This is a genomic window from Puniceibacterium confluentis (genome assembly GCF_007923445.1).
Classification (GTDB): domain Bacteria; phylum Pseudomonadota; class Alphaproteobacteria; order Rhodobacterales; family Rhodobacteraceae; genus Puniceibacterium; species Puniceibacterium confluentis.
Map to the genome: position 1 here is coordinate 487,728 of NZ_VOJI01000001.1, position 17,436 is coordinate 505,163.

The 17,436-nt window shown below is 63.0% G+C and carries 17 protein-coding genes; 13 read left to right on the forward strand and 4 right to left on the reverse strand.

Annotation, left to right across the window (positions count from 1 at the left end; translation table 11 throughout):
* Positions 1 to 151: 151 nt before the first annotated feature.
* Complete coding sequence (locus tag FOY53_RS02290) at positions 152 to 952, reverse strand: ferredoxin--NADP reductase (protein WP_146585253.1); 801 nt, start codon at positions 950 to 952, stop codon at positions 152 to 154.
* A gap of 13 nt (positions 953 to 965) precedes the next feature.
* Positions 966 to 1,307 carry a ferredoxin FdxA gene (fdxA, locus tag FOY53_RS02295; RefSeq protein ID WP_146585255.1) on the reverse strand — a complete coding sequence of 114 codons (342 nt, stop codon included), beginning with the start codon at positions 1,305 to 1,307 and terminating at the stop codon, positions 966 to 968.
* A gap of 136 nt (positions 1,308 to 1,443) precedes the next feature.
* Between fdxA and FOY53_RS02300 the strand changes: the two genes are divergently transcribed.
* From FOY53_RS02300 to FOY53_RS02355, 12 genes are all read left to right on the forward strand, one after another.
* Entirely contained in the window at positions 1,444 to 1,734 is a 291-nt protein-coding gene (locus FOY53_RS02300) for a DUF971 domain-containing protein (protein WP_146585257.1), read from the forward strand.
* 62 nt (positions 1,735 to 1,796) lie between these two features.
* Positions 1,797 to 3,539, forward strand: a complete 1,743-nt coding sequence (locus tag FOY53_RS02305) for a fumarate reductase/succinate dehydrogenase flavoprotein subunit (RefSeq protein ID WP_146585259.1) — start codon at positions 1,797 to 1,799, stop codon at positions 3,537 to 3,539.
* Between the two features lie 11 nt (positions 3,540 to 3,550).
* Complete coding sequence (locus FOY53_RS02310; RefSeq protein WP_146585261.1) at positions 3,551 to 3,793, forward strand: 4Fe-4S dicluster domain-containing protein; 243 nt, start codon at positions 3,551 to 3,553, stop codon at positions 3,791 to 3,793.
* A gap of 7 nt (positions 3,794 to 3,800) precedes the next feature.
* On the forward strand, positions 3,801 to 4,763 hold the full coding sequence (locus tag FOY53_RS02315; protein ID WP_146585263.1) for a HEAT repeat domain-containing protein: 963 nt from the start codon (positions 3,801 to 3,803) through the stop codon (positions 4,761 to 4,763).
* Between the two features lie 306 nt (positions 4,764 to 5,069).
* Positions 5,070 to 6,443: an ABC transporter substrate-binding protein gene (locus FOY53_RS02320; protein ID WP_186766482.1), complete on the forward strand. Its 1,374-nt coding sequence runs from the start codon at positions 5,070 to 5,072 to the stop codon at positions 6,441 to 6,443.
* 87 nt (positions 6,444 to 6,530) lie between these two features.
* The gene (locus FOY53_RS02325) at positions 6,531 to 7,424 is read left to right on the forward strand and encodes an ABC transporter permease (protein ID WP_146585265.1); all 894 of its coding nucleotides are present in this window, start codon (positions 6,531 to 6,533) and stop codon (positions 7,422 to 7,424) included.
* Positions 7,403 to 8,089, forward strand: a complete 687-nt coding sequence (locus tag FOY53_RS02330) for a hypothetical protein (protein WP_146585267.1) — start codon at positions 7,403 to 7,405, stop codon at positions 8,087 to 8,089. The genes FOY53_RS02325 and FOY53_RS02330 overlap by 22 nt, the downstream gene beginning before the upstream one ends.
* Positions 8,082 to 8,921 (forward strand): ABC transporter ATP-binding protein, encoded by an 840-nt coding sequence (locus FOY53_RS02335; protein WP_146585269.1) that lies wholly within the window; start codon positions 8,082 to 8,084, stop codon positions 8,919 to 8,921. The genes FOY53_RS02330 and FOY53_RS02335 overlap by 8 nt, the downstream gene beginning before the upstream one ends.
* Positions 8,918 to 9,514: an SCO family protein gene (locus FOY53_RS02340; protein ID WP_146585271.1), complete on the forward strand. Its 597-nt coding sequence runs from the start codon at positions 8,918 to 8,920 to the stop codon at positions 9,512 to 9,514. The genes FOY53_RS02335 and FOY53_RS02340 overlap by 4 nt, the downstream gene beginning before the upstream one ends.
* A gap of 42 nt (positions 9,515 to 9,556) precedes the next feature.
* Positions 9,557 to 10,147 (forward strand): c-type cytochrome, encoded by a 591-nt coding sequence (locus tag FOY53_RS02345; protein ID WP_146585273.1) that lies wholly within the window; start codon positions 9,557 to 9,559, stop codon positions 10,145 to 10,147.
* On the forward strand, positions 10,144 to 10,860 hold the full coding sequence (locus tag FOY53_RS02350) for a Crp/Fnr family transcriptional regulator (protein ID WP_146585275.1): 717 nt from the start codon (positions 10,144 to 10,146) through the stop codon (positions 10,858 to 10,860). The genes FOY53_RS02345 and FOY53_RS02350 overlap by 4 nt, the downstream gene beginning before the upstream one ends.
* A complete protein-coding gene (locus tag FOY53_RS02355; RefSeq protein ID WP_186766484.1) occupies positions 10,857 to 11,867 on the forward strand; it encodes a YeiH family protein in 1,011 nt (336 codons plus the stop codon). Before FOY53_RS02350 ends, FOY53_RS02355 begins: the two co-directional genes overlap by 4 nt.
* Positions 11,868 to 12,017: 150 nt before the next feature.
* Here FOY53_RS02355 and FOY53_RS02360 read toward each other — a convergent pair whose 3' ends face one another.
* Together FOY53_RS02360 and FOY53_RS02365 are read right to left on the reverse strand one after the other, a co-directional pair.
* The gene (locus FOY53_RS02360) at positions 12,018 to 14,567 is read right to left on the reverse strand and encodes a calcium-binding protein (protein WP_146585279.1); all 2,550 of its coding nucleotides are present in this window, start codon (positions 14,565 to 14,567) and stop codon (positions 12,018 to 12,020) included.
* A gap of 208 nt (positions 14,568 to 14,775) precedes the next feature.
* Positions 14,776 to 15,798, reverse strand: coding sequence for a LacI family DNA-binding transcriptional regulator (locus FOY53_RS02365; protein WP_246107247.1), 1,023 nt, complete (start codon positions 15,796 to 15,798; stop codon positions 14,776 to 14,778).
* 229 nt (positions 15,799 to 16,027) lie between these two features.
* Between FOY53_RS02365 and FOY53_RS02370 the strand changes: the two genes are divergently transcribed.
* Positions 16,028 to 17,362: an ABC transporter substrate-binding protein gene (locus FOY53_RS02370; RefSeq protein ID WP_146585283.1), complete on the forward strand. Its 1,335-nt coding sequence runs from the start codon at positions 16,028 to 16,030 to the stop codon at positions 17,360 to 17,362.
* The last annotated feature ends 74 nt before the right edge of the window (positions 17,363 to 17,436 follow it).

Below are 17,436 nucleotides of genomic sequence, written 5' to 3' on the forward strand. Positions count from 1 at the left end.
TGCGATGGGGTCCGTGGTGCCTGCGAGGGGAGCGAGAACACTAGAATAAGACCGACCCGAGCCCCCCGCTTCGGGGCCGTTCCCGTCAAAGTTGACTCGGGAGACAGGCCTGAACGGGGGGCTCTGCAAGTCGGCCCTGGTCAACAGAGTGTCAGTCCAGAAAGGCCTTTTCGACCACAAACTGGGCTGGTGCGGAATTTGCGCCTTCCTGTAGTCCCGCGGTCTCGCAAAGCTGCATGATGTCCTTGTTGAGGGCGAGGTTGCCACAGACCATCACCCGGTCATCCTCGGGTGTCCATTCCGGCAGGCCAAGCGATCGAAAGACCTGACCCGAGCGGATGTGGTCGCTGATCCTGCCCTCGTATTGCGAGGGTTCACGGGTGGTCGTGGGGTAATAGTGCAGCTTTCCCGAGACCATCTCGCCAATCAACGGGTCTTCGGGCAGGGCGGCCACAATCGCGGCACCATAGGCCAGTTCGGCATTGCTGCGGCAGGTGTGCGCCAGGATGACCTCGTCGTAGCGTTCCCAGGTCTCGGGGTCGCGCAGCAGGGAGGCAAAAGGGGCAACCCCGGTGCCCGTGCACACCAGCCACAACCGGCGGCCGGGGAGCAGGGCGTCATGCACCAGCGTGCCCACGGGTTTGGGGCGCAACATGACCTCGTCACCCGGCGCGATCCGTTGCAGCCGAGACGTCAGCGGCCCCTCTGGCACCTTGATCGAATAGAACTCGAGCTCGTCGTCCCAGGACGGCGACGCGATGGAATAGGCGCGCAGCAGCGGTTTGCCGTCGTCCTTGAGCAGGCCGATCATCACGAATTCGCCCGAGCGGAAGCGCAGAGACCTGGGCCGGGTCACGCGAAAGGAAAACAGGGTATCACTCCAGTGATGAACCGAGGTGACAGTTTGCGCGTCGGGCAGTGTCCTGGCGGCGGGGGTGGTCTGAACATTCATTTGCTGGTTCCTGTCAGGCGGCTTCGGCGGCGGGTTTGTCGGAAAAATGTGTGGCCAGCTTGTCAGCGAGTCCGTCCATTTCATCCGCTGCGGGCAACGGATCCTTTGCTTCGGTGATCACCGGCCAGAGAGCTGCGTATCTGGCATTGAAGGCGACCCATTTTTCCATGCCGTCCTCAGTATCGGCGCGGATGGCGTCCGCCGGGCATTCCGGTTCACAGACGCCGCAGTCGATGCATTCATCCGGGTCGATCACCAGCATGTTCTCGCCCTCGTAAAAGCAGTCCACCGGACAGACCGACACACAGTCGGTGTATTTGCAGCCAATGCAGTTGTCGGTCACGACATAGGTCATTTGGTTGGATCCTTTCTGTTCGCCACCCACTGTGCTGCGCTGCGGCAGAGCCGTCCGTCAATAAATTGCTATTGGCCGATTCTGCGCTGCGGCAAGGTGGGTGCAATCACCTGCAGGATCACAGAAAGGCCCCGAAATGATCGAAACACTGGCCGCCACCCCGGATTGCCGCGCCCTGACCATCACCTGGGAACAGGGCGGCGAATCCACCCTCTCGGCGCAGATGCTGCGCCGCGAGGCACGGGATGCCTGGTCCATCCGCGAACGTCTGGACTTCGGTGCGGTCCGGGTGACCCCCGACATCGCGATCACCGCGCTGGTTCAGGTCGGCCACGGGGGTGTGAACGTCCATTTTTCCGACGGCCACGAACGCGCGATCTACCCATTCGAGTATCTGCGCGAACTCGTGGACCGCTTTGACAACTAATTGACAGAGGCCGTGCTGCGCTGCGGCGCAGGCTGGCCTCAGCAAGCTGAAGGAAGCCGAAAATGGACGAGATACTGGACGGACTGACGCAGATCGACTGCGACATTCTCGTGATCGGGGGCGGCACCGCCGGACCGATGGCCGCGCTCAAGGCCAAGAAAAAGAACCCCGGGGCCAACGTCGTCCTGCTGGACAAGGCCAATGTGAAACGCTCGGGCGCAATTTCGATGGGCATGGACGGGCTGAACAATTCGGTCATTCCGGGCTATGCCACACCCGAGCAGTACACCAAGGAAATCACCATCGCCAACGACGGCATCTGCGATCAGGCCGCCGTCTATCGCTATGCCGAGGAGTGTTACGGCATCATCCAGGAGCTCGACAGCTTTGGCATTCGGTTCCAGAAGGATCAGAACGGCGAATACGACGTCAAGAAGGTGCACCACATCGGCACCTATGTCCTGCCGATGCCCAATGGCGACACGGTCAAGAAGGCGCTGTACCGTCAGCTGCGCAAGGCACGCATCAACATCGTCAACCGATACATGGCCACCCGGCTGTTGAGCGGCGAGGGTCGCATCGCCGGGGCCATCTGCGTCAACACCCGCACGGCGGAGTTTCTGGTGGTGCGCGCCAAGGCCGTCATCATGGGGCTGGGGGCGGCCGGTCGACTGGGCCTGCCGACCAGCGGCTATCTTTACGGCACCTACGAGAACGCCAGCAATTCGGGCGAGGGCTATGCGATGGCCTACCACGCAGGCGCGGGCCTCGCGAACCTCGAATGTTACCAGATCAACCCGCTGATCAAGGATTACAACGGCCCCGCCTGTGCCTATGTGGCCGGTCCGCTGGGCGGCTACACTGCCAATGCGGCGGGTGAGCGGTTCATCGAATGCGACTACTGGTCCGGCCAGATGATGCAGGAGTTCCATGACGAACTGCAGGGCGGCAAGGGGCCGGTGTTTCTCAAGCTCAACCACCTGGCCGAAGAAACCGTGGCCGAAATCGAGCGGGTGCTGCACATCGTCGAACGGCCGACGCGCGGCCATTTCCACGCCGGGCGCGGCACCGATTACCGCAAGCAGATGATCGAGATGCACATCTCGGAAATCGGATTCTGCTCGGGGCACTCGGCCAGCGGCGTCTTTGTCGATGAAAACGCCCGCACGACGATTGCCGGCCTCTACGCCGCCGGCGACATGGCCAACGTGCCGCACAACTACATGCTGGGCGCCTTTACCCACGGCGCCTTTGCCGGCGAGGATGCCGCCGATTACATCAAAGACATGGATTTCGCCGCCTTCGACCACGCCGAGGTCGAGGCCGAGCGTACCCGCGTGCTGGCCCCCACCAAACGCGACGATGGCATTCCGCCGAACCAGATCGAATACAAGACCCGCCGTCTGGTGAACGACTATCTGCAGCCTCCCAAGGTCACGGCCAAGATGCAGTTGGCGCAGAAACGCTTTGCCGAAGTGCGCGAGGACATGGAGCAGGGGATGTATGTCCGCGATGCGCACGAACTCATGCGCGCGCTTGAGGCCTCGACCATTCTCGACTGCGCCGACATGGCCGCCGCCGCCTCGCTCTATCGGACGGAAAGCCGGTGGGGACTGTACCACAACCGGGTCGAATACGATCGCGACGACGAAAACTGGTTCTGCCACACCATTCTGACCAAAGGGGAAAATGGCCAGCCCGCGCACGCCAAGAAGGCCGTGCAGCCCTATGTCGTCGACATCGCTGACGAGGAGAAGGACGCCTATTACAACCAGCGCGTCGATCCCTCGGTTGCCGCAGAATAAGGAGAGATTTCATGCCTCTTGCCCAAACCGCCACCATGGTCCCCGTTACCGTCAACAAGGATCTGTGCATCGCCGACAAGGGGTGCACCGTCTGCGTCGATGTTTGCCCGCTGGACGTGCTGCGCATTGCCGTGACCGACGACGGCACCAAGACCGCCTACATGAAGTACGACGAATGCTGGTACTGCATGCCCTGCGAGGCGGACTGCCCGACCGGCGCCGTCACCGTCAACCTTCCCTATCTGCTGAAGTGAGGGCCAGATGACAGCTTTGTTCGAAGAATTCGACGATATCGCGGACCTGGCCGAGGGGCTGGACGATCCCGCACCCGGTGGACGGATCATGGCGGTGATCGAACTGGCCGACAGCGCCGATCCGGCGGCCATTCCCTATCTCACCCTGGCGATCAGCGATCCGGATGCGGGAGTGCGCAAGCAGGCGGCCCTGGCCCTGACGTCGTTTGACGGGCCGCAGACCGCCGCCGCCCTGGTCATCGCCCTGTCGGATGCGGATCCTGCCGTGCGTGAGGCCGCGGCCCTGAGCCTGACCGAGCTGAAGGACCCGCGGGCAGGGGATACGATCTTGCCCCATCTGGGAGACGCGAACGAATTCAAACTGTTGTCCTGCTTTGCCGGCATCAAGGAACTGCGCCGCACCGAAGCTATGGCGCCGGCAATCGCTGCCTTTGCGCATGACTCCGCTGCCGTCCGCGTCCAGGCCGTCGGCGTCGTCGGCTGGTTGCAGGACGACGCATCGCTGCCCGCCCTGCGCGAAGCGGCGGGCGACGGCGATCCGGCCGTCCGCCGGGCCGCGCTTGCGGCGCTGGGCTTTTCCCGGTCGGACACCGCCCAGAAGGCACTGGTCGGCGCGTTGAACGACCCTGAATGGCTGGTGCGCGAGGCCGCGGCCGAGACGCTGGCGAAATCCGGCAGCGTGTCCTGTGTGCCGGCTCTGCGCTCGGCGTTGTCGGACGATTTCTGGCAGGTCCGGCTCAAGGCGGTGCGGTCGCTTGGCAAGCTGGGAGCCAGCGAGGCCGCGATGCAGATCGGGGCCATGATGGAGCTGAACCTGCCCAACCTGCGCAAGGAATGCGCGGCGGTCCTGGGGGAACTGGCCGTGCCGGAAACCCGCGTCTTCCTGCTGCCGTTCGAGGACGATACAGACCCCGACGTGCGCAAGAACGTGCGCTGGGCACTGGGGCGGATCGACAAAGCCGCCGCCTGACCGATTAATAAAATATCAAATTCAGGCTCCTCGAACCGCAGGGTTCGGGGGGCCTCTCGTGTCCGCTGGTCTTCGGTTAACATATTGAAATATATAAATAAAAATACAGGCGATTCGGGGCTTCCCTAGGGTCATTTTGAGGCGGAGTTGCCAGTTTAGCGCTCAGACCGCATGAGATTGGGATCAAATTTTCAGCATACCTTGAATCGCCCGGTCACTTTCAGCGGGCATCCCTATGAGGAACGTCAAACGCCCCGGATACTGATGTCAGAACCAGACACCAACCCAATCCAACAGGAGCGACCCATGACATTTCCGACCCTCCGCAGCAGCTTTCTGGCCGCAGGCATGGCGACACTTGCCAGCACCGTCTCTGCCGAAACCATCTCCATTGCCATCGGGCACCAGTCGATGTGCACAGACACCTACACCGCCGGCGTCGTGGTCAAGGAACTGGGCCTGCTGGAAAAGAACCTGCCGCGTGACGGCAAGTACGCCGATGTCGACTATGACGTCAGCTGGGCCGACTACAGCTCGGGCGGGCCGATCACCAACCAGATGATGGCCAACAAGCTCAACTTCGGCGTGATGGGCGACTATCCCCTGATCGTGAACGGCGCCAAGTTTCAAGAAACCGACAGCCTGCGCACGCTGTATGTCGCGGGGACGGGCTACAACCTCAAGGGATCGGGCAACTCGATCGTGGTTCCGGTCGACAGCGACATCTACTCCATCGACCAGCTGGCGGGCAAGGAAGTCTCGACCCCGGTGGGCTCGGCCGCCTGGGGCATGCTGCTGAAGGCGATGCAGGACAACAACATCTCGAGCGCTGACTATGCGCTGAAGAACCAGAGCCCGGCGGTCGGCGCGGCCAATATTGCGGCGGGCAAGATCGACGCCCACTCCGATTTCTGCCCGTGGTCGGAAATCATGGAATTCCGCGGCACCGGTCGCAAGATTTATGACGGCTCGGAAACCGGCGTGCCCTACCTGCACGGCGTCGTCGTCCGTCAGGACTTTGCCGAGGAATACCCCGAAGTGGTCGAGGCCTTTATCAAGGCTGTCTACCAGGCGGGAGAATGGATCCGCGAAGATCCGATCAAGGCCGTGTCCGACATGGAAGGCTGGACCGGTGTCGAAAAAGAGGTGCTGTACCTCTATTTCTCGAAAGGCGGCCACCTGACGCTGGATCCGACGATCAAGGATGCCTGGGTCGAGGCGCTGAAGTTCGACCACGAGGTTCTGGCCAAGGAAAAGGCCATTCCGCCGCTGGATTTCACGGCCTGGATTACCGAGGACTACGCCAGGGCCGCATTTGCCGACATGGGGGTCGATTATGAAGCCGAAAAGGCGATAACCGTCGATCCAAAGGAAAACAACGCCGGCCTGCCGATGGAAGTCTGGCACGCCCGCGACGGCATCTCGAGCTATCCGGACATGGCCACCTTTCTGACCGCGCTGGCCGAAATGACGTCGACCGGGGCCAAGCTGAATGCGTCCTATGTCTATGACTCCGAAACCGGCCTGAAGCTGTTCGGCAAGACGGCATTCTGGGTCAAGACCGACGCAGGCTATGCCACCTTCCTGCGCAAGGGCGAGGCCGAAAGCCATGCCGCTGCGAATGGCGGCGCGGTGATCAGCTTTGAAGACGCGATCGCGGATTTCACCACCGAAGGCTGAACGATCGGGGGCCGCCGGGTCCCCGCTTTAGCAAGACGCGCCGCTCCCGTGACGGGGGCGGCCATCCAGCCCGAAAAGGAACTGACCATGAGCCAGGCCGCACAGACCCTCTCAGATGACGCCAGCAGCCCCGGCCAGGACGACCAGCCCGCGCCCGCGACCGCGCCTCCGGTCGTGGCGGTGCCGGGTCTGCTGCGCCGGGTGTTGCGCCCGGAGTTGCTGCAATCGCTGGGCCTTGGCCTGCTGTCGCTGGCGGCGGGGGTGCTGTTCTGGCACTGGGCCTCTGCCAGCAACCTGAATTTCTTTGTGAACTTCGAGAACGTGCCCGGGCCCGGCAAGGTCTTCGCCTCGTTTCTCGGACATCTTCAGACCGAGGTTTTCTATACCCATATCCGCGTCTCGATGCAGCGCATCCTGATCAGTTATTCCATTGCCGCCGCGCTGGGCATCGGGCTGGGTCTGATCATGGGACGATCCGGGATCATCCGCGCCTTTGTCATGCCCTATATCGAAGTGATCCGCCCGATCCCGGCTGTTGCCTGGATTCCGCTGGCGATCCTGATGTGGCCGACCGAAGAGGCGTCGATCATTTACATCACCTTTCTGGGGGCGCTGTTCCCGATTGTGCTGAACACGCTGCACGGGGTGGAACAGACGCCCGAAGTGCTGGTGCGCGCGGCGCAGTCGCTGGGGGCATCGCGGCTGGCGATCTTTGGCCATGTGGTGCTGCCTGCGGCGTTGCCGTCGATCTCGGCCGGACTGGCCATCGGCATGGGGGTAAGCTGGTTCTCGCTGCTCGCAGGCGAGATCATCTCGGGGCAATACGGCATCGGCTACTTCACGTGGAACGCCTACAGCCTGATCAATTATCAGGACATCGTGGTCGGCATGCTGGTCATCGGCTTTCTCGGTACCGCATCGACGGCGGCGATCAAGCTGCTGACCAAACCCTTGCTGAAATGGCAGAAGAGGGTTCGCTGATGGGCGCGGCGCTTTCCCTGATCACCCGCAGCTTGGGTCGCGACTGGCGTCGCCTGCTGTTCTGGGGGCTGGCCTTTGCCCTGATGTCACAGGTGTTGATGATGGTCGCCCTGATCACCCGCTTTGGCGCGCTGCCGACCTATGTCACCTTCTACGACTGGCCCGGGAATGTGGCGCGGATCATAGCCTCGACTCCCAGTTGGTCGGACATCCCGCCGATCATCGCCCAGGAGTGGCTGATCGAGATCGGCCGGATGAACTATGATTACGGCAATGGCATCTCGGAATGGAGCCTCAGCGTCGTGCCCTCGCGGCTTGTGGTTCTCTTTGTCCTCGGGGTCCTGAGCGGCCTCGCGACCGGCCTGGCCCGCGGTGACGGCTGTTCGCGGACCGCCCGACGCGGCGTTGCGTTTGCGACGGGCGGCGGTGCCGTGCTGGTCGCCATGACCAACGCCACGATGAGCTGGGTCGTGTGCTGTGCCACCCCGACCTGGGTTGTCGGGCTGGCGATGATGGGGCTGGGGGTGTCGACATCTCTGGCACTGGAACGGCTTGGCCCGGTGATTGCCTATGTCGGATTTGCCGTGCTGATCGCAACAATCCTTGGCCTGGCGCTGCGAAGAGGCGGCCGCCCGTTCCTGAATACGGAGACGACACATGCTTGATGTCCTGAAATACCAACGACCCGGGGCCCCCAGGAACTCTTCCGGCAAGGGGGCGATCCAGATAAGCGACGCCGCCATCAGTTTCGGCCGGGGCGCGGCGACCTATCACGCGGTCGAATCCACGTCGCTGCGCATCCTGCCGGGAGAGTTCGTCTGCATTCTGGGCCCGTCGGGCTGTGGCAAATCCACCCTGCTGAACGCCATCGCAGGCTATGTGAAACCGACAACAGGCAGTGTCACCGTGGATGGCATCAAGGTGGAAAAGCCGGGGCCCGACCGGGGCATGGTGTTTCAGCAGTATTCCTTGCTGCCGTGGAAAACCGTCTATGAAAACGTCGCCTTCGGTCCGCGGATGGCCGGCGCCAGCCGGACCGAGGCGGGCTCGATCGCCAACACCTTCCTCGGCATGGTGGGGCTGCGCAAGTTCGGCGGTCGTTATCCCGCGGAATTGTCGGGCGGGATGCAGCAGCGGGTCGGGATCGCGCGGGCGCTGGCAAATTATCCTTCGGTGCTGCTGATGGACGAACCCTTTGGCGCGCTGGATGCCCAGACCCGGCTGATGATGCAGGAAAGCCTGCTCGAGATCTGGTCCAAGTTCGGCACCACCGTGGTCTTTGTCACCCATGACGTGGACGAAGCGGTGTTTCTGGCCGACCGCGTTCTGATCATGTCCGCGGCACCGGGGCGGATCATCGAGGATCTGCGCATTGATCTACCGCGTCCGCGCAGCACGGATCTGGCCGCCCTGCCGGAATATATCGCGGCGCGGCAGCATTGCCTTGCCACCATCCGGGCCGAAAGCCGCAAGGCCTTTGAGGAGCAGAACAAATGAGAGTTGCCACCCTTGCCGCTATCTGTGCCTGCGCCGCCCTGCCTGCGCTGGCACAGGTGCAGGGCGTCGTTCTGGACGCGCCCGTCCGCATTCCCGCCTTCATCCTCAGCGATCAGGCGGGGCAGACGTTCAGCGACGCCGATCTTCCCGGGCACTGGACCCTTATCATGTTCGGCTTCAACTCCTGCCCGGATGTCTGCCCGTTCACCCTGGGCAACCTGGAAGCGGCGGTCGCAGAGACGGGCCTGCGGGTGCGGCCCGACAATCTGCCACAGGTGGTTTTCGTCTCGGTCGATCCCGCACGGGACGCGGGCACGGTGACGGACTACGCCTTGTTCTTTCATCCTGAATTTCGCGGCGTGACGGGGGCGCGCGACCAGATTGATACGCTGATCGAGGCAACGGACAGCTTTTATCGCCTGCTGCCGCCAGAGACCTCGGGATATTACGAGGTCCAGCATTCCTCGGCTGTTTCGGTGATCGGTCCCGATGGTCAGTTGAGGGCCAAGTTGCAGCCGCCGTTCGATCCGGGCGCAACAGCGGAGTTTCTGGCTCGGTTGCAGATCAGTTACCGCCGCGAGCTTTCCCAGTGACCGCGCCCGCGGCACCGGCGCGGCCCATCGCAAGAGGTCCGGATGCGTTGGCATGATGTCAGCACCGCAGTGGCGCTCGCCGTCGCGATGACGTCGACTGCGGCGGCGGATTACATGGCCGAAGAGGTGCCCGCACATGAACGCTGCGCCCTGTGCCACGGTCTGTTCGGCGACTCGGCCCGCGACAGGTTCCCCAAGCTGGCAGGCCAGCGCCAGGCCTATATCGAGGCGCAGATCCGCGCCTTTCTCAGCGGCGCGCGCAGCAACGATGGTGGCCAGATGGCGGCAGTGGTCACCGAACTGGCACCTGGGGAGATTGCCGAGGTGGCGGCGTGGTTTGCGTCCCAGCCCGCGCCCGGCGCAATCCCTGCGCCCGGTTCGCAGGCCGGTGCCCGTGCCTATCTTTCCGCCGGGTGCGACGCCTGTCACGATGAAGCCGCCGCAGGATCCCGAAATACGCCGTTTCTGTCTTCCCAGCACCCGGCATATCTGGCCAAACAGATGCGCGACATACGCGACGGGCGCCGTGCCGGTGCCGCGAGCGATGTCATGCGATCCCGGTTGGAAAGCCTCGACGACGCCGACCTGGACGCCATTGCGGCCTATCTTGCCGCTCAGGACAGGACAGAATGACAGACCTACACGACGAGCCGAACAGCGCGATTTACCTTTCCGAATATCTGCTGGAAATCAACGAAGGCGCCGGATTTCTGGCCTCCCTGACCGAAGGCGACCGGGTCAGGGTGCGCCGGACCGGGTCGCGCACGACGGTCGCCAAGGGCGAGGGGCTGTTCTTTCAGGGTGACCCGCACACCGGCATCTGGATCGTGGAATCCGGCCGCATCCGGACCTTTTACGCCGGCCCGTCCGGGCGCGAGATCACCCTTGCCTACTGGAGCGCGGGCCACTTTGTCGGCGGCCCCGAAGTGTTCGGCCGGGGGCGCCACGTCTGGTCTGCGGATGCACTTGAGGACACCGAACTGCTGTTCCTGTCCGGCGCTGCCATCCGCACCCTGGTGCGCGAAGTGCCGGATGTGGCCATTTCGATCATCGAGGGCTTGGTCGCCAAGGCAAAATGTTACTCGGCCCTGCTGCAAATGCTCGGCACCCGCTCTGTCTCTGAAAGACTGCGCCAGTTGCTGGTGATCCTGGCCGACACTCACGGGCGGCATGAAAACGGTCAGATCATCATCGACCGCTCGATCACCTATGAACAGGTGGCGTCGATGGTCGGGGCGACGCGGCAATGGGTCACGCAATCCCTCGACAAGCTTCAGAGCGAGGGGGTGCTGAATGTCTCCCGCAAGGAAATCATAATTCACAGTCTGGAAAGGCTCGAAGAATGACGGCAGCGGGTCTTGCCAGCCGATCCCGGGCGATCCGGGGCCATGTTCACACCCTGGCGCCGGGTCTGGCAGTCGCCGCAACCGTCAGCCTGGCCGCCGCAGGTCTCGCGCAGCGGTACGACGCCCCGGCCATGCTGTTCGCGCTCCTGCTGGGGATGGCGCTGTCCTTTCTCGCGGCAGATGGGCAGATCCGGCCGGGCCTCGATTTTGCTGGCGGGACCCTGCTGAAAACCGGCGTTGCGTTGCTTGGGCTTGCGGTTTCGGTCGACACGTTCCGGATGCTGGGCATAACGGAGGTGCTGGGTGTTGTCTGCCTGCTGGCCGGGTCGATGGCCTTTGGGATCTGGCTGGGCCGACGCTCGGGCTGGAGCACGGAGGCCGCCGTGGTCGCGGCCGGCGCTGTGTCGATCTGCGGCGCATCGGCGGCCCTGGCGCTGACCGCTCTGGTGCAGGACCGGGTGTCACGGACACACACGATGGCGGTGATAATGATTGCGACAGGGCTGTCGACCCTGGCCATGGTGTTCTATCCGGTCATCCTGCACGCGCTGGGCCTGTCGGACTGGCAGACCGGGTTTGTCATCGGCGCCAGCATTCACGATGTGGCGCAGGTCATCGGGGCGGGGTTTTCCGTTTCGGATGCTGTGGGCGAAACCGCGACCCTGACCAAGATGCTGCGTGTCGCCCTGCTGCCGGTGGTCCTGCTTGTGGTGTCGCTGACACTTGGCCGCAGCCGACACGGCGGACGCATCGCGCTGCCCTGGTTTGTGCTGGCATTTGTCGCCTTGTTTGTGCTGGCCAGTGCCGCACCGGTGCCAGAGGCTGTCCGCGCCGGGGTATCGGATCTGTCGCGTGCCCTGTTTCTCGTGGCCATCGCGGGGATCGGTCTGCTGAGCAACGTGCAGGACCTGCGCCATGTCGGGGCGCGCACGTTCGGTGTGTTGCTTGCCACCACCAGTCTGCTGTTCGGCGCGTCGATCCTGCTTGTGGTCATATTGCAGGGTTGAGTGGTCATGGTTGCGCCGGAGTCCAGCCTTTGGTCCGGTAGGGAGCGCACAAACGAAAGGGGCCCCAGAACGGAGCCCCCAACTGCAATTTGCCCATATTCGGGAAAATTCAGGGGCACTGGATGGTGTGCCGCCTGAGATGGCCCGTGCTCAGGTGAACAGGAAGTCCGAGCTGTCGAGCGTTGCGGCATCCACGTCCAGCAGGACGATCAGGTGTCCCTGATAGCTGACTTCGGCTGACATGAAGTCACCCTGCGAGGTGTCGGCAATCGACAGGCCGTCAAAGCCACCGTCAACGCCGCGCATCTGGAGCAGGTCGCCTTCGCTGTCAAAGTCAGAGATGGTGTCGATTTCGCCGGCGGTGAAGCTGTTGAAGACAAAGACGTCGGCGCCGTCGCCGCCCGACATTTCGTCGTTGCCCGCGCCACCGTTCAGCCTATCGTCGCCCGTGCCGCCGCTCAGAAGGTCGCGGCCGCTGCCACCGGCAACAAAGTCGTCGCCGTCGCCACCGTCCACGATGTCTTCCCCCAGGCCACCGCCCAGCTGGTCGTTGCCGGCCCCGCCGTTCAGGACGTCGAACCCTGCGCCGCCACCGATCTGGTCGTCGCCGTCGCCACCGTCAAGCTCGTCACTGCCCTGACTGCCGCCCATGGTGTCGTCGCCGTCACCGCCGCGCAGAACGTCATTGCCGCCGCCGCCGTTGACAACGTCGTCACCGTCGCCGCCGTCCGCAGTGTCATTGCCCAGACCGGCGCCGATCACGTCGTTGCCCGATTCACCCAGCAGGCTGTCGTCACCAAGGCCACCGCCCATGGTGTCGTCGCCGTCACCGCCGTTCGCGGTGTCGTTGCCGTCCCCGGACGAGATCAGGTCGTTGCCAGCGTTGCCGGCCAGAACGTCATCGCCCGATCCGCCGGTGATGCTGTCATCGCCGCCACCGCCGCCGATGTTGTCGTCACCGTCTTCGCCGGCAAGAAAGTCATTGCCGCCTGCACCGCGCAGGATGTCGTTGCCCGTGCCGCCAAACGCCATGTCGCCCTGAACGCCGGTATGGCTGTTGTCCAGTCCGTCATCGCTGTCGGCCCAGCTGCCGGTGTGGATCTCGTCGTTGCCCGCACCGCCATAGATCGTGTCGGCGCCGTCGGCGCTGGCGTCGAACGTGGTACCGACCGCGGCCGAAACCCGGCTGTCGTCGTCGCCGGTGATGATGTCATCCCCGTCTCCGGCCTCGATCAGGTCGTTGCCTGCGCCGCCTGCATAGCCGTTGTCATACTCGGACAGGGGCAGGGCACCCGAGGCGCCGAAGCTGGCGGCGTTGAGCATGTCGTCGCCGTCGCCCGCACCGGCCTGAAGGGTGTCGTTGCCGCTGCCGCCGTCGATGACATCCGCGCCCGCGTTGCCGAACAGCAGATCGTTGCCTGCGCCGCCGGTGATGCTGTCTGCACCGCCGCCGCCGCCGACATTGTCGTCGCCCGCGTCGCCGCTCAGAATGTCGTTGCCGCCCGCACCGCGCAGGATGTCGTTGCCGTCGCCGCCGTGTGCCTCGTCCGAAGCCATTCCGGTGTGGCTGTTTTCAAAGCCGTCGTCGCTGTCTGCCCATGATCCGGTGTGGATTTCGTCGTTTCCGGCACCACCAAAGATCGTGTCGGAACCGTCTGCGCCGGGATTGAAGGTTTGGCCGCTTGCGGCCGACACACGGCTTTCGTCATCGCCTGTGATGATGTCGTCGCCGTCGCCGCCGGTGATCATGTCGTCGCCTGCGCCGCCGGCATAGGCGTTGTCATAATCGGCCCGGGTCAGGGACCCCGAAGCGCCCGCATCGGATGCGTTGACGATGTTGGCATCCATACCCGCAAAGATCATGTCGTCACCGATGCCGCCATCGATATCGTCGCTGCCGGCATTGCCGGTCAGGGTGTCCATGCCGCCCAGGCCGACGATGACGTCATCGCCCGCTCCGCCGTCGATCTTGTCGTCGCCCTCGGTCCCTGTGGCGGAATCGCCGCCATCCGCCATCATGATCTCAACGCCACCCACGGCGCGCTGGTCGTTCAGCATCGACAGGGCCTTTGCCAGGCTGATCTGTTCGATCTCGCCGGCCGCCGCAGGCAGGATGGGGACAAAGCCGTCCTGGTCGCCGTTCACCTCACCCGAAGTGCCGGCGCCGATGCCGTTGGGCACCGAGACGCCGTGTAACACGATTTCGCGCAGGGCCAGCGGCAGGATGTCGGCGCCGGTATAGTCGGTCATCGTGACCGGGCTGAAGAAGTTGGCCGCATCGTTCAGGTCAAAGGACCGGATGTAGGTAAAGGAACCGTCGGCATTGGTCATCGGTGTGCCGTCTTCGCCCGAGAGCGGCAACAGTACGTCACCATATTGCCCGACACCTTCAAGCACCTCGACGATACCGTCGCGATCGGCGTCGCTGTTGATGTCCGGAGTAACCGAGTCTGCCGGGTTGCCGTTTGCGTCAAACAGTCCGTGGATGTGTTGTGGCACCGGCTGGTTGGGTTCCATGCCTTCAACGGTGATCGACACATTCAGATACTGTTCGCCGGTGTCCTCGGGGGCCCCGATCGCGAGAATTGCGGAGCCGCTGACGCCCGAACCGTTGAGCGCGATGAAGTCGACGCCGTAGGTCGATTCCGCGCGGTTCAGGAAAATTTCAAACGAAGTGTAGTTCTGAGCCAGATGGGCCATGGTCGCTCCCTAGTTATGATCAATTGACAACAACAGCCACGTACGGTGTCGGCAGGGAGTTTCACGTGTTGCGAAATAGGGGCGATCTTTCTCGTAAATATATGAAATAAAAGGTTTGTTTGTCCGACCTCAGTCGCCGGTTCTAATGCGCGAGCATCGGTGGGACCGGCCTGGGGCGCGCCGGGTTGGGGCCCGGGCCCCCAAGGGCTCACAGGTTCGTCGGAAGCAGGATTTCCACCCGGATCTTCTCTTGCGAGTTCAGCGTATTGCGGTTGTCGCACAGGGCGCGCAACCGGCGGATGGCACTGCGCACCAGATGCCCCGGATCCTGGGTAATGACCGCGTCGAGACGGCCCGAGAGCAACGACGCTTCAGTGCAGGGTGTCCGTTCATGCGCGACAGAAACCAGCCGCTCGGAAAAGGTCATATCCTCCAGCACATCAAGCGGAATCCGGGCTTCGGATGACAGGATATAGGCGCCGACCACATCGGGATTGCGGGCAACAGCGGCCTGCAGAACCTGCCGGGTACGCGCGGCAGAACCGTAGGTTTCCAAGGATGGCAATGGGGTCAGATGCGGGAACCGGGCGTTGATCACTTCATCAAAGCCGTAGCGCCGCTCGATGCTGTCACGTGACCGCATGCTTTCCGCGATAACGAGGATCTGCCCCTTCTGTGCCCGGATGAATCGCCCCATCAGGGTTGCGGCGGTTCGGCCGGCAGATCTGTTGTCGATGCCGACGCAATGGTTTTCGGACAGCGCCTGGTTCGAAATAAACGGCAGGGCGCGCAGCCCGCGGTCCTGCAAGCGCGTGATGGCGTCGCGCACCTGGGGGGATTCCGGCGCCATGATCGCGACGCCGTCGGTGTCCTGGCGGCTGAGTGACGACAGGAAGGTGGAAATGGCGTGTGGGTCGTTCCCGTCGACGTGCTGAACGCTGGCCCAGACCATTTCCGCGGCGAAGACGTTTCCGGCCTCGCGAATGTGTCTCAGGATCTCTTCCAGGAACTGGTCACCCGATTCCGGCAGCACAAAGACAAAGCGGTAGGTCCGCCCCTTGGCAAGATTGGCTGCGGAAAGGTTGCGCTCGAAGCCCAGTTGCCTGATCGCGGCGTTGACCTTGTCGACGGTGTTCTTCTTGACGCCGTCGCGGCCATTCAGGACGCGGTCGACCGTCGCGCGGCTGACTCCGGCAACGCGGGCAAGATCTTTGGTCGTCGGTCTGGCCATTGCGTCAGATGTCGCCGCAGTTTTGATTTTGTCCAAGTTTACAGTCCGTTGAGCCATGCTGAACACAGGTATGCACCGTCACGTATGCCAGTACATCCACTCTGTATACTCATTTTTGAGACACGTGCATCAAAAATATCTTGCTTTGAGGCACGTGCGTCATTACCGATTGTTGCATGGACGAGTCGCACCGACGAGGCTGCGGCAACACCACGGGAGGATGTCCACAATGAAAACAAGTCATTTGACCACCACGGCCCTGTCGGCGCTTGTCGCCGGCACCCTGTCGACCCAGGCCTTTGCGGCTGCCCATGCGACGGACCTGACCCTGTGCTGGGCCGCATGGGATCCGGCCAACGCCCTGATCGAGCTGAGCAAGGATTTCGAGGCCAAGAGTGGCCACACCATGAGCTTTGAATTTGTGCCCTGGCCAAACTTTGCCGACCGTATGCTGAACGAACTGAATTCGGGCGGCCAGCTCTGTGATCTGATGATCGGTGACAGCCAGTGGATCGGGGGCGGTGCGGAAGCCGGCCATTATGTCAAGCTCAACGATTTCTTCGATGCCGAAGGCATCACCATGGATGATTTCATTCCCGCCACGGTGACCGGTTATTCCGAGTGGCCCAAGGGCACGCCGAATTACTGGGCGCTGCCGGCCTTTGGAGATGTGGTCGGCTGGACCTACCGCAAGGACTGGTTCGAACGTCCCGAACTCCAGGCCGAGTTCAAGGACAAGTACGGCCGCGATCTGGGCGTCCCCGCCACTCTGGAAGAACTGAAGGATATCGCCGAGTTCTTTCAGGGCCGCGACATCGACGGCACCACGGTCTACGGCGCTGCCATCTATACCGAACGCGGTTCCGAAGGGATCACGATGGGCGTGACGAACGCTCTGTACAACTACGGGTTCGAATACGAAAACCCTGACAAACCTTACGAAATCGACGGTTTCGTGAACTCGGACGGCGCGGTGGCCGGTCTTGAATATTACAAGGCGCTCTATGATGCCGCCACCCCTCCGGGGTCGTCCAACTGGTACATGGGCGAAAATATTGATGCCTATAAATCCGGTCAGGTTGCCTTGCAGATGAACTTTGCCTTCATCTGGCCGGGGGTCGAGGCCGACCCGAATGTCGGTGGCGGCAAGTCCGGCTATTTCCCCAACCCCGCCGGGCCTGCGGGACAGTTTGCACAACTGGGCGGGCAGGGGATTTCCGTCGTCGCCTATTCGCAAAAGCAGGACGCGGCGCTGGAATACATCAAATGGTTCGCGCAACCGGAAATTCAGGCCCGCTGGTGGGAACTGGGCGGCTATTCCGCCCTGAAGGCGGTGGTCGAAGATCCGGGGTTCGCCTCCAGCCAGCCCTATGCGCAGACGTTCCTCGACTCCATGGCCATCGTCAAGGATTTCTGGGCCGAGCCCGCCTATGCCGATCTGCTGCTGGCGATGCAGGAAAAAGTGCACAACTACGTGGTGGCCGGCAACGGCACCGCGCAGGAGGCACTGGACGGGCTGGTCGAGGAATGGACCATCATCTTTGAGGATGAAGGCAAGCTTTAACCCTGTCTCCCTGTCGGACGCCATGGCGTCCGGCGCAGACCTTCCCGGTAATGCACCCTCCTTGAAACCGGGGA

Coding starts and splice junctions, on each gene's coding strand:
- FOY53_RS02290 (WP_146585253.1), bottom strand. CDS start 952: ATGAATGTTCAGACCACCCCCGCCGCCAGGACACTGCCCGACGCGCAA.
- fdxA (WP_146585255.1), bottom strand. CDS start 1,307: ATGACCTATGTCGTGACCGACAACTGCATTGGCTGCAAATACACCGAC.
- FOY53_RS02300 (WP_146585257.1), top strand. CDS start 1,444: ATGATCGAAACACTGGCCGCCACCCCGGATTGCCGCGCCCTGACCATC.
- FOY53_RS02305 (WP_146585259.1), top strand. CDS start 1,797: ATGGACGAGATACTGGACGGACTGACGCAGATCGACTGCGACATTCTC.
- FOY53_RS02310 (WP_146585261.1), top strand. CDS start 3,551: ATGCCTCTTGCCCAAACCGCCACCATGGTCCCCGTTACCGTCAACAAG.
- FOY53_RS02315 (WP_146585263.1), top strand. CDS start 3,801: ATGACAGCTTTGTTCGAAGAATTCGACGATATCGCGGACCTGGCCGAG.
- FOY53_RS02320 (WP_186766482.1), top strand. CDS start 5,070: ATGACATTTCCGACCCTCCGCAGCAGCTTTCTGGCCGCAGGCATGGCG.
- FOY53_RS02325 (WP_146585265.1), top strand. CDS start 6,531: ATGAGCCAGGCCGCACAGACCCTCTCAGATGACGCCAGCAGCCCCGGC.
- FOY53_RS02330 (WP_146585267.1), top strand. CDS start 7,403: ATGGCAGAAGAGGGTTCGCTGATGGGCGCGGCGCTTTCCCTGATCACC.
- FOY53_RS02335 (WP_146585269.1), top strand. CDS start 8,082: ATGCTTGATGTCCTGAAATACCAACGACCCGGGGCCCCCAGGAACTCT.
- FOY53_RS02340 (WP_146585271.1), top strand. CDS start 8,918: ATGAGAGTTGCCACCCTTGCCGCTATCTGTGCCTGCGCCGCCCTGCCT.
- FOY53_RS02345 (WP_146585273.1), top strand. CDS start 9,557: ATGCGTTGGCATGATGTCAGCACCGCAGTGGCGCTCGCCGTCGCGATG.
- FOY53_RS02350 (WP_146585275.1), top strand. CDS start 10,144: ATGACAGACCTACACGACGAGCCGAACAGCGCGATTTACCTTTCCGAA.
- FOY53_RS02355 (WP_186766484.1), top strand. CDS start 10,857: ATGACGGCAGCGGGTCTTGCCAGCCGATCCCGGGCGATCCGGGGCCAT.
- FOY53_RS02360 (WP_146585279.1), bottom strand. CDS start 14,567: ATGGCCCATCTGGCTCAGAACTACACTTCGTTTGAAATTTTCCTGAAC.
- FOY53_RS02365 (WP_246107247.1), bottom strand. CDS start 15,798: ATGGCCAGACCGACGACCAAAGATCTTGCCCGCGTTGCCGGAGTCAGC.
- FOY53_RS02370 (WP_146585283.1), top strand. CDS start 16,028: ATGAAAACAAGTCATTTGACCACCACGGCCCTGTCGGCGCTTGTCGCC.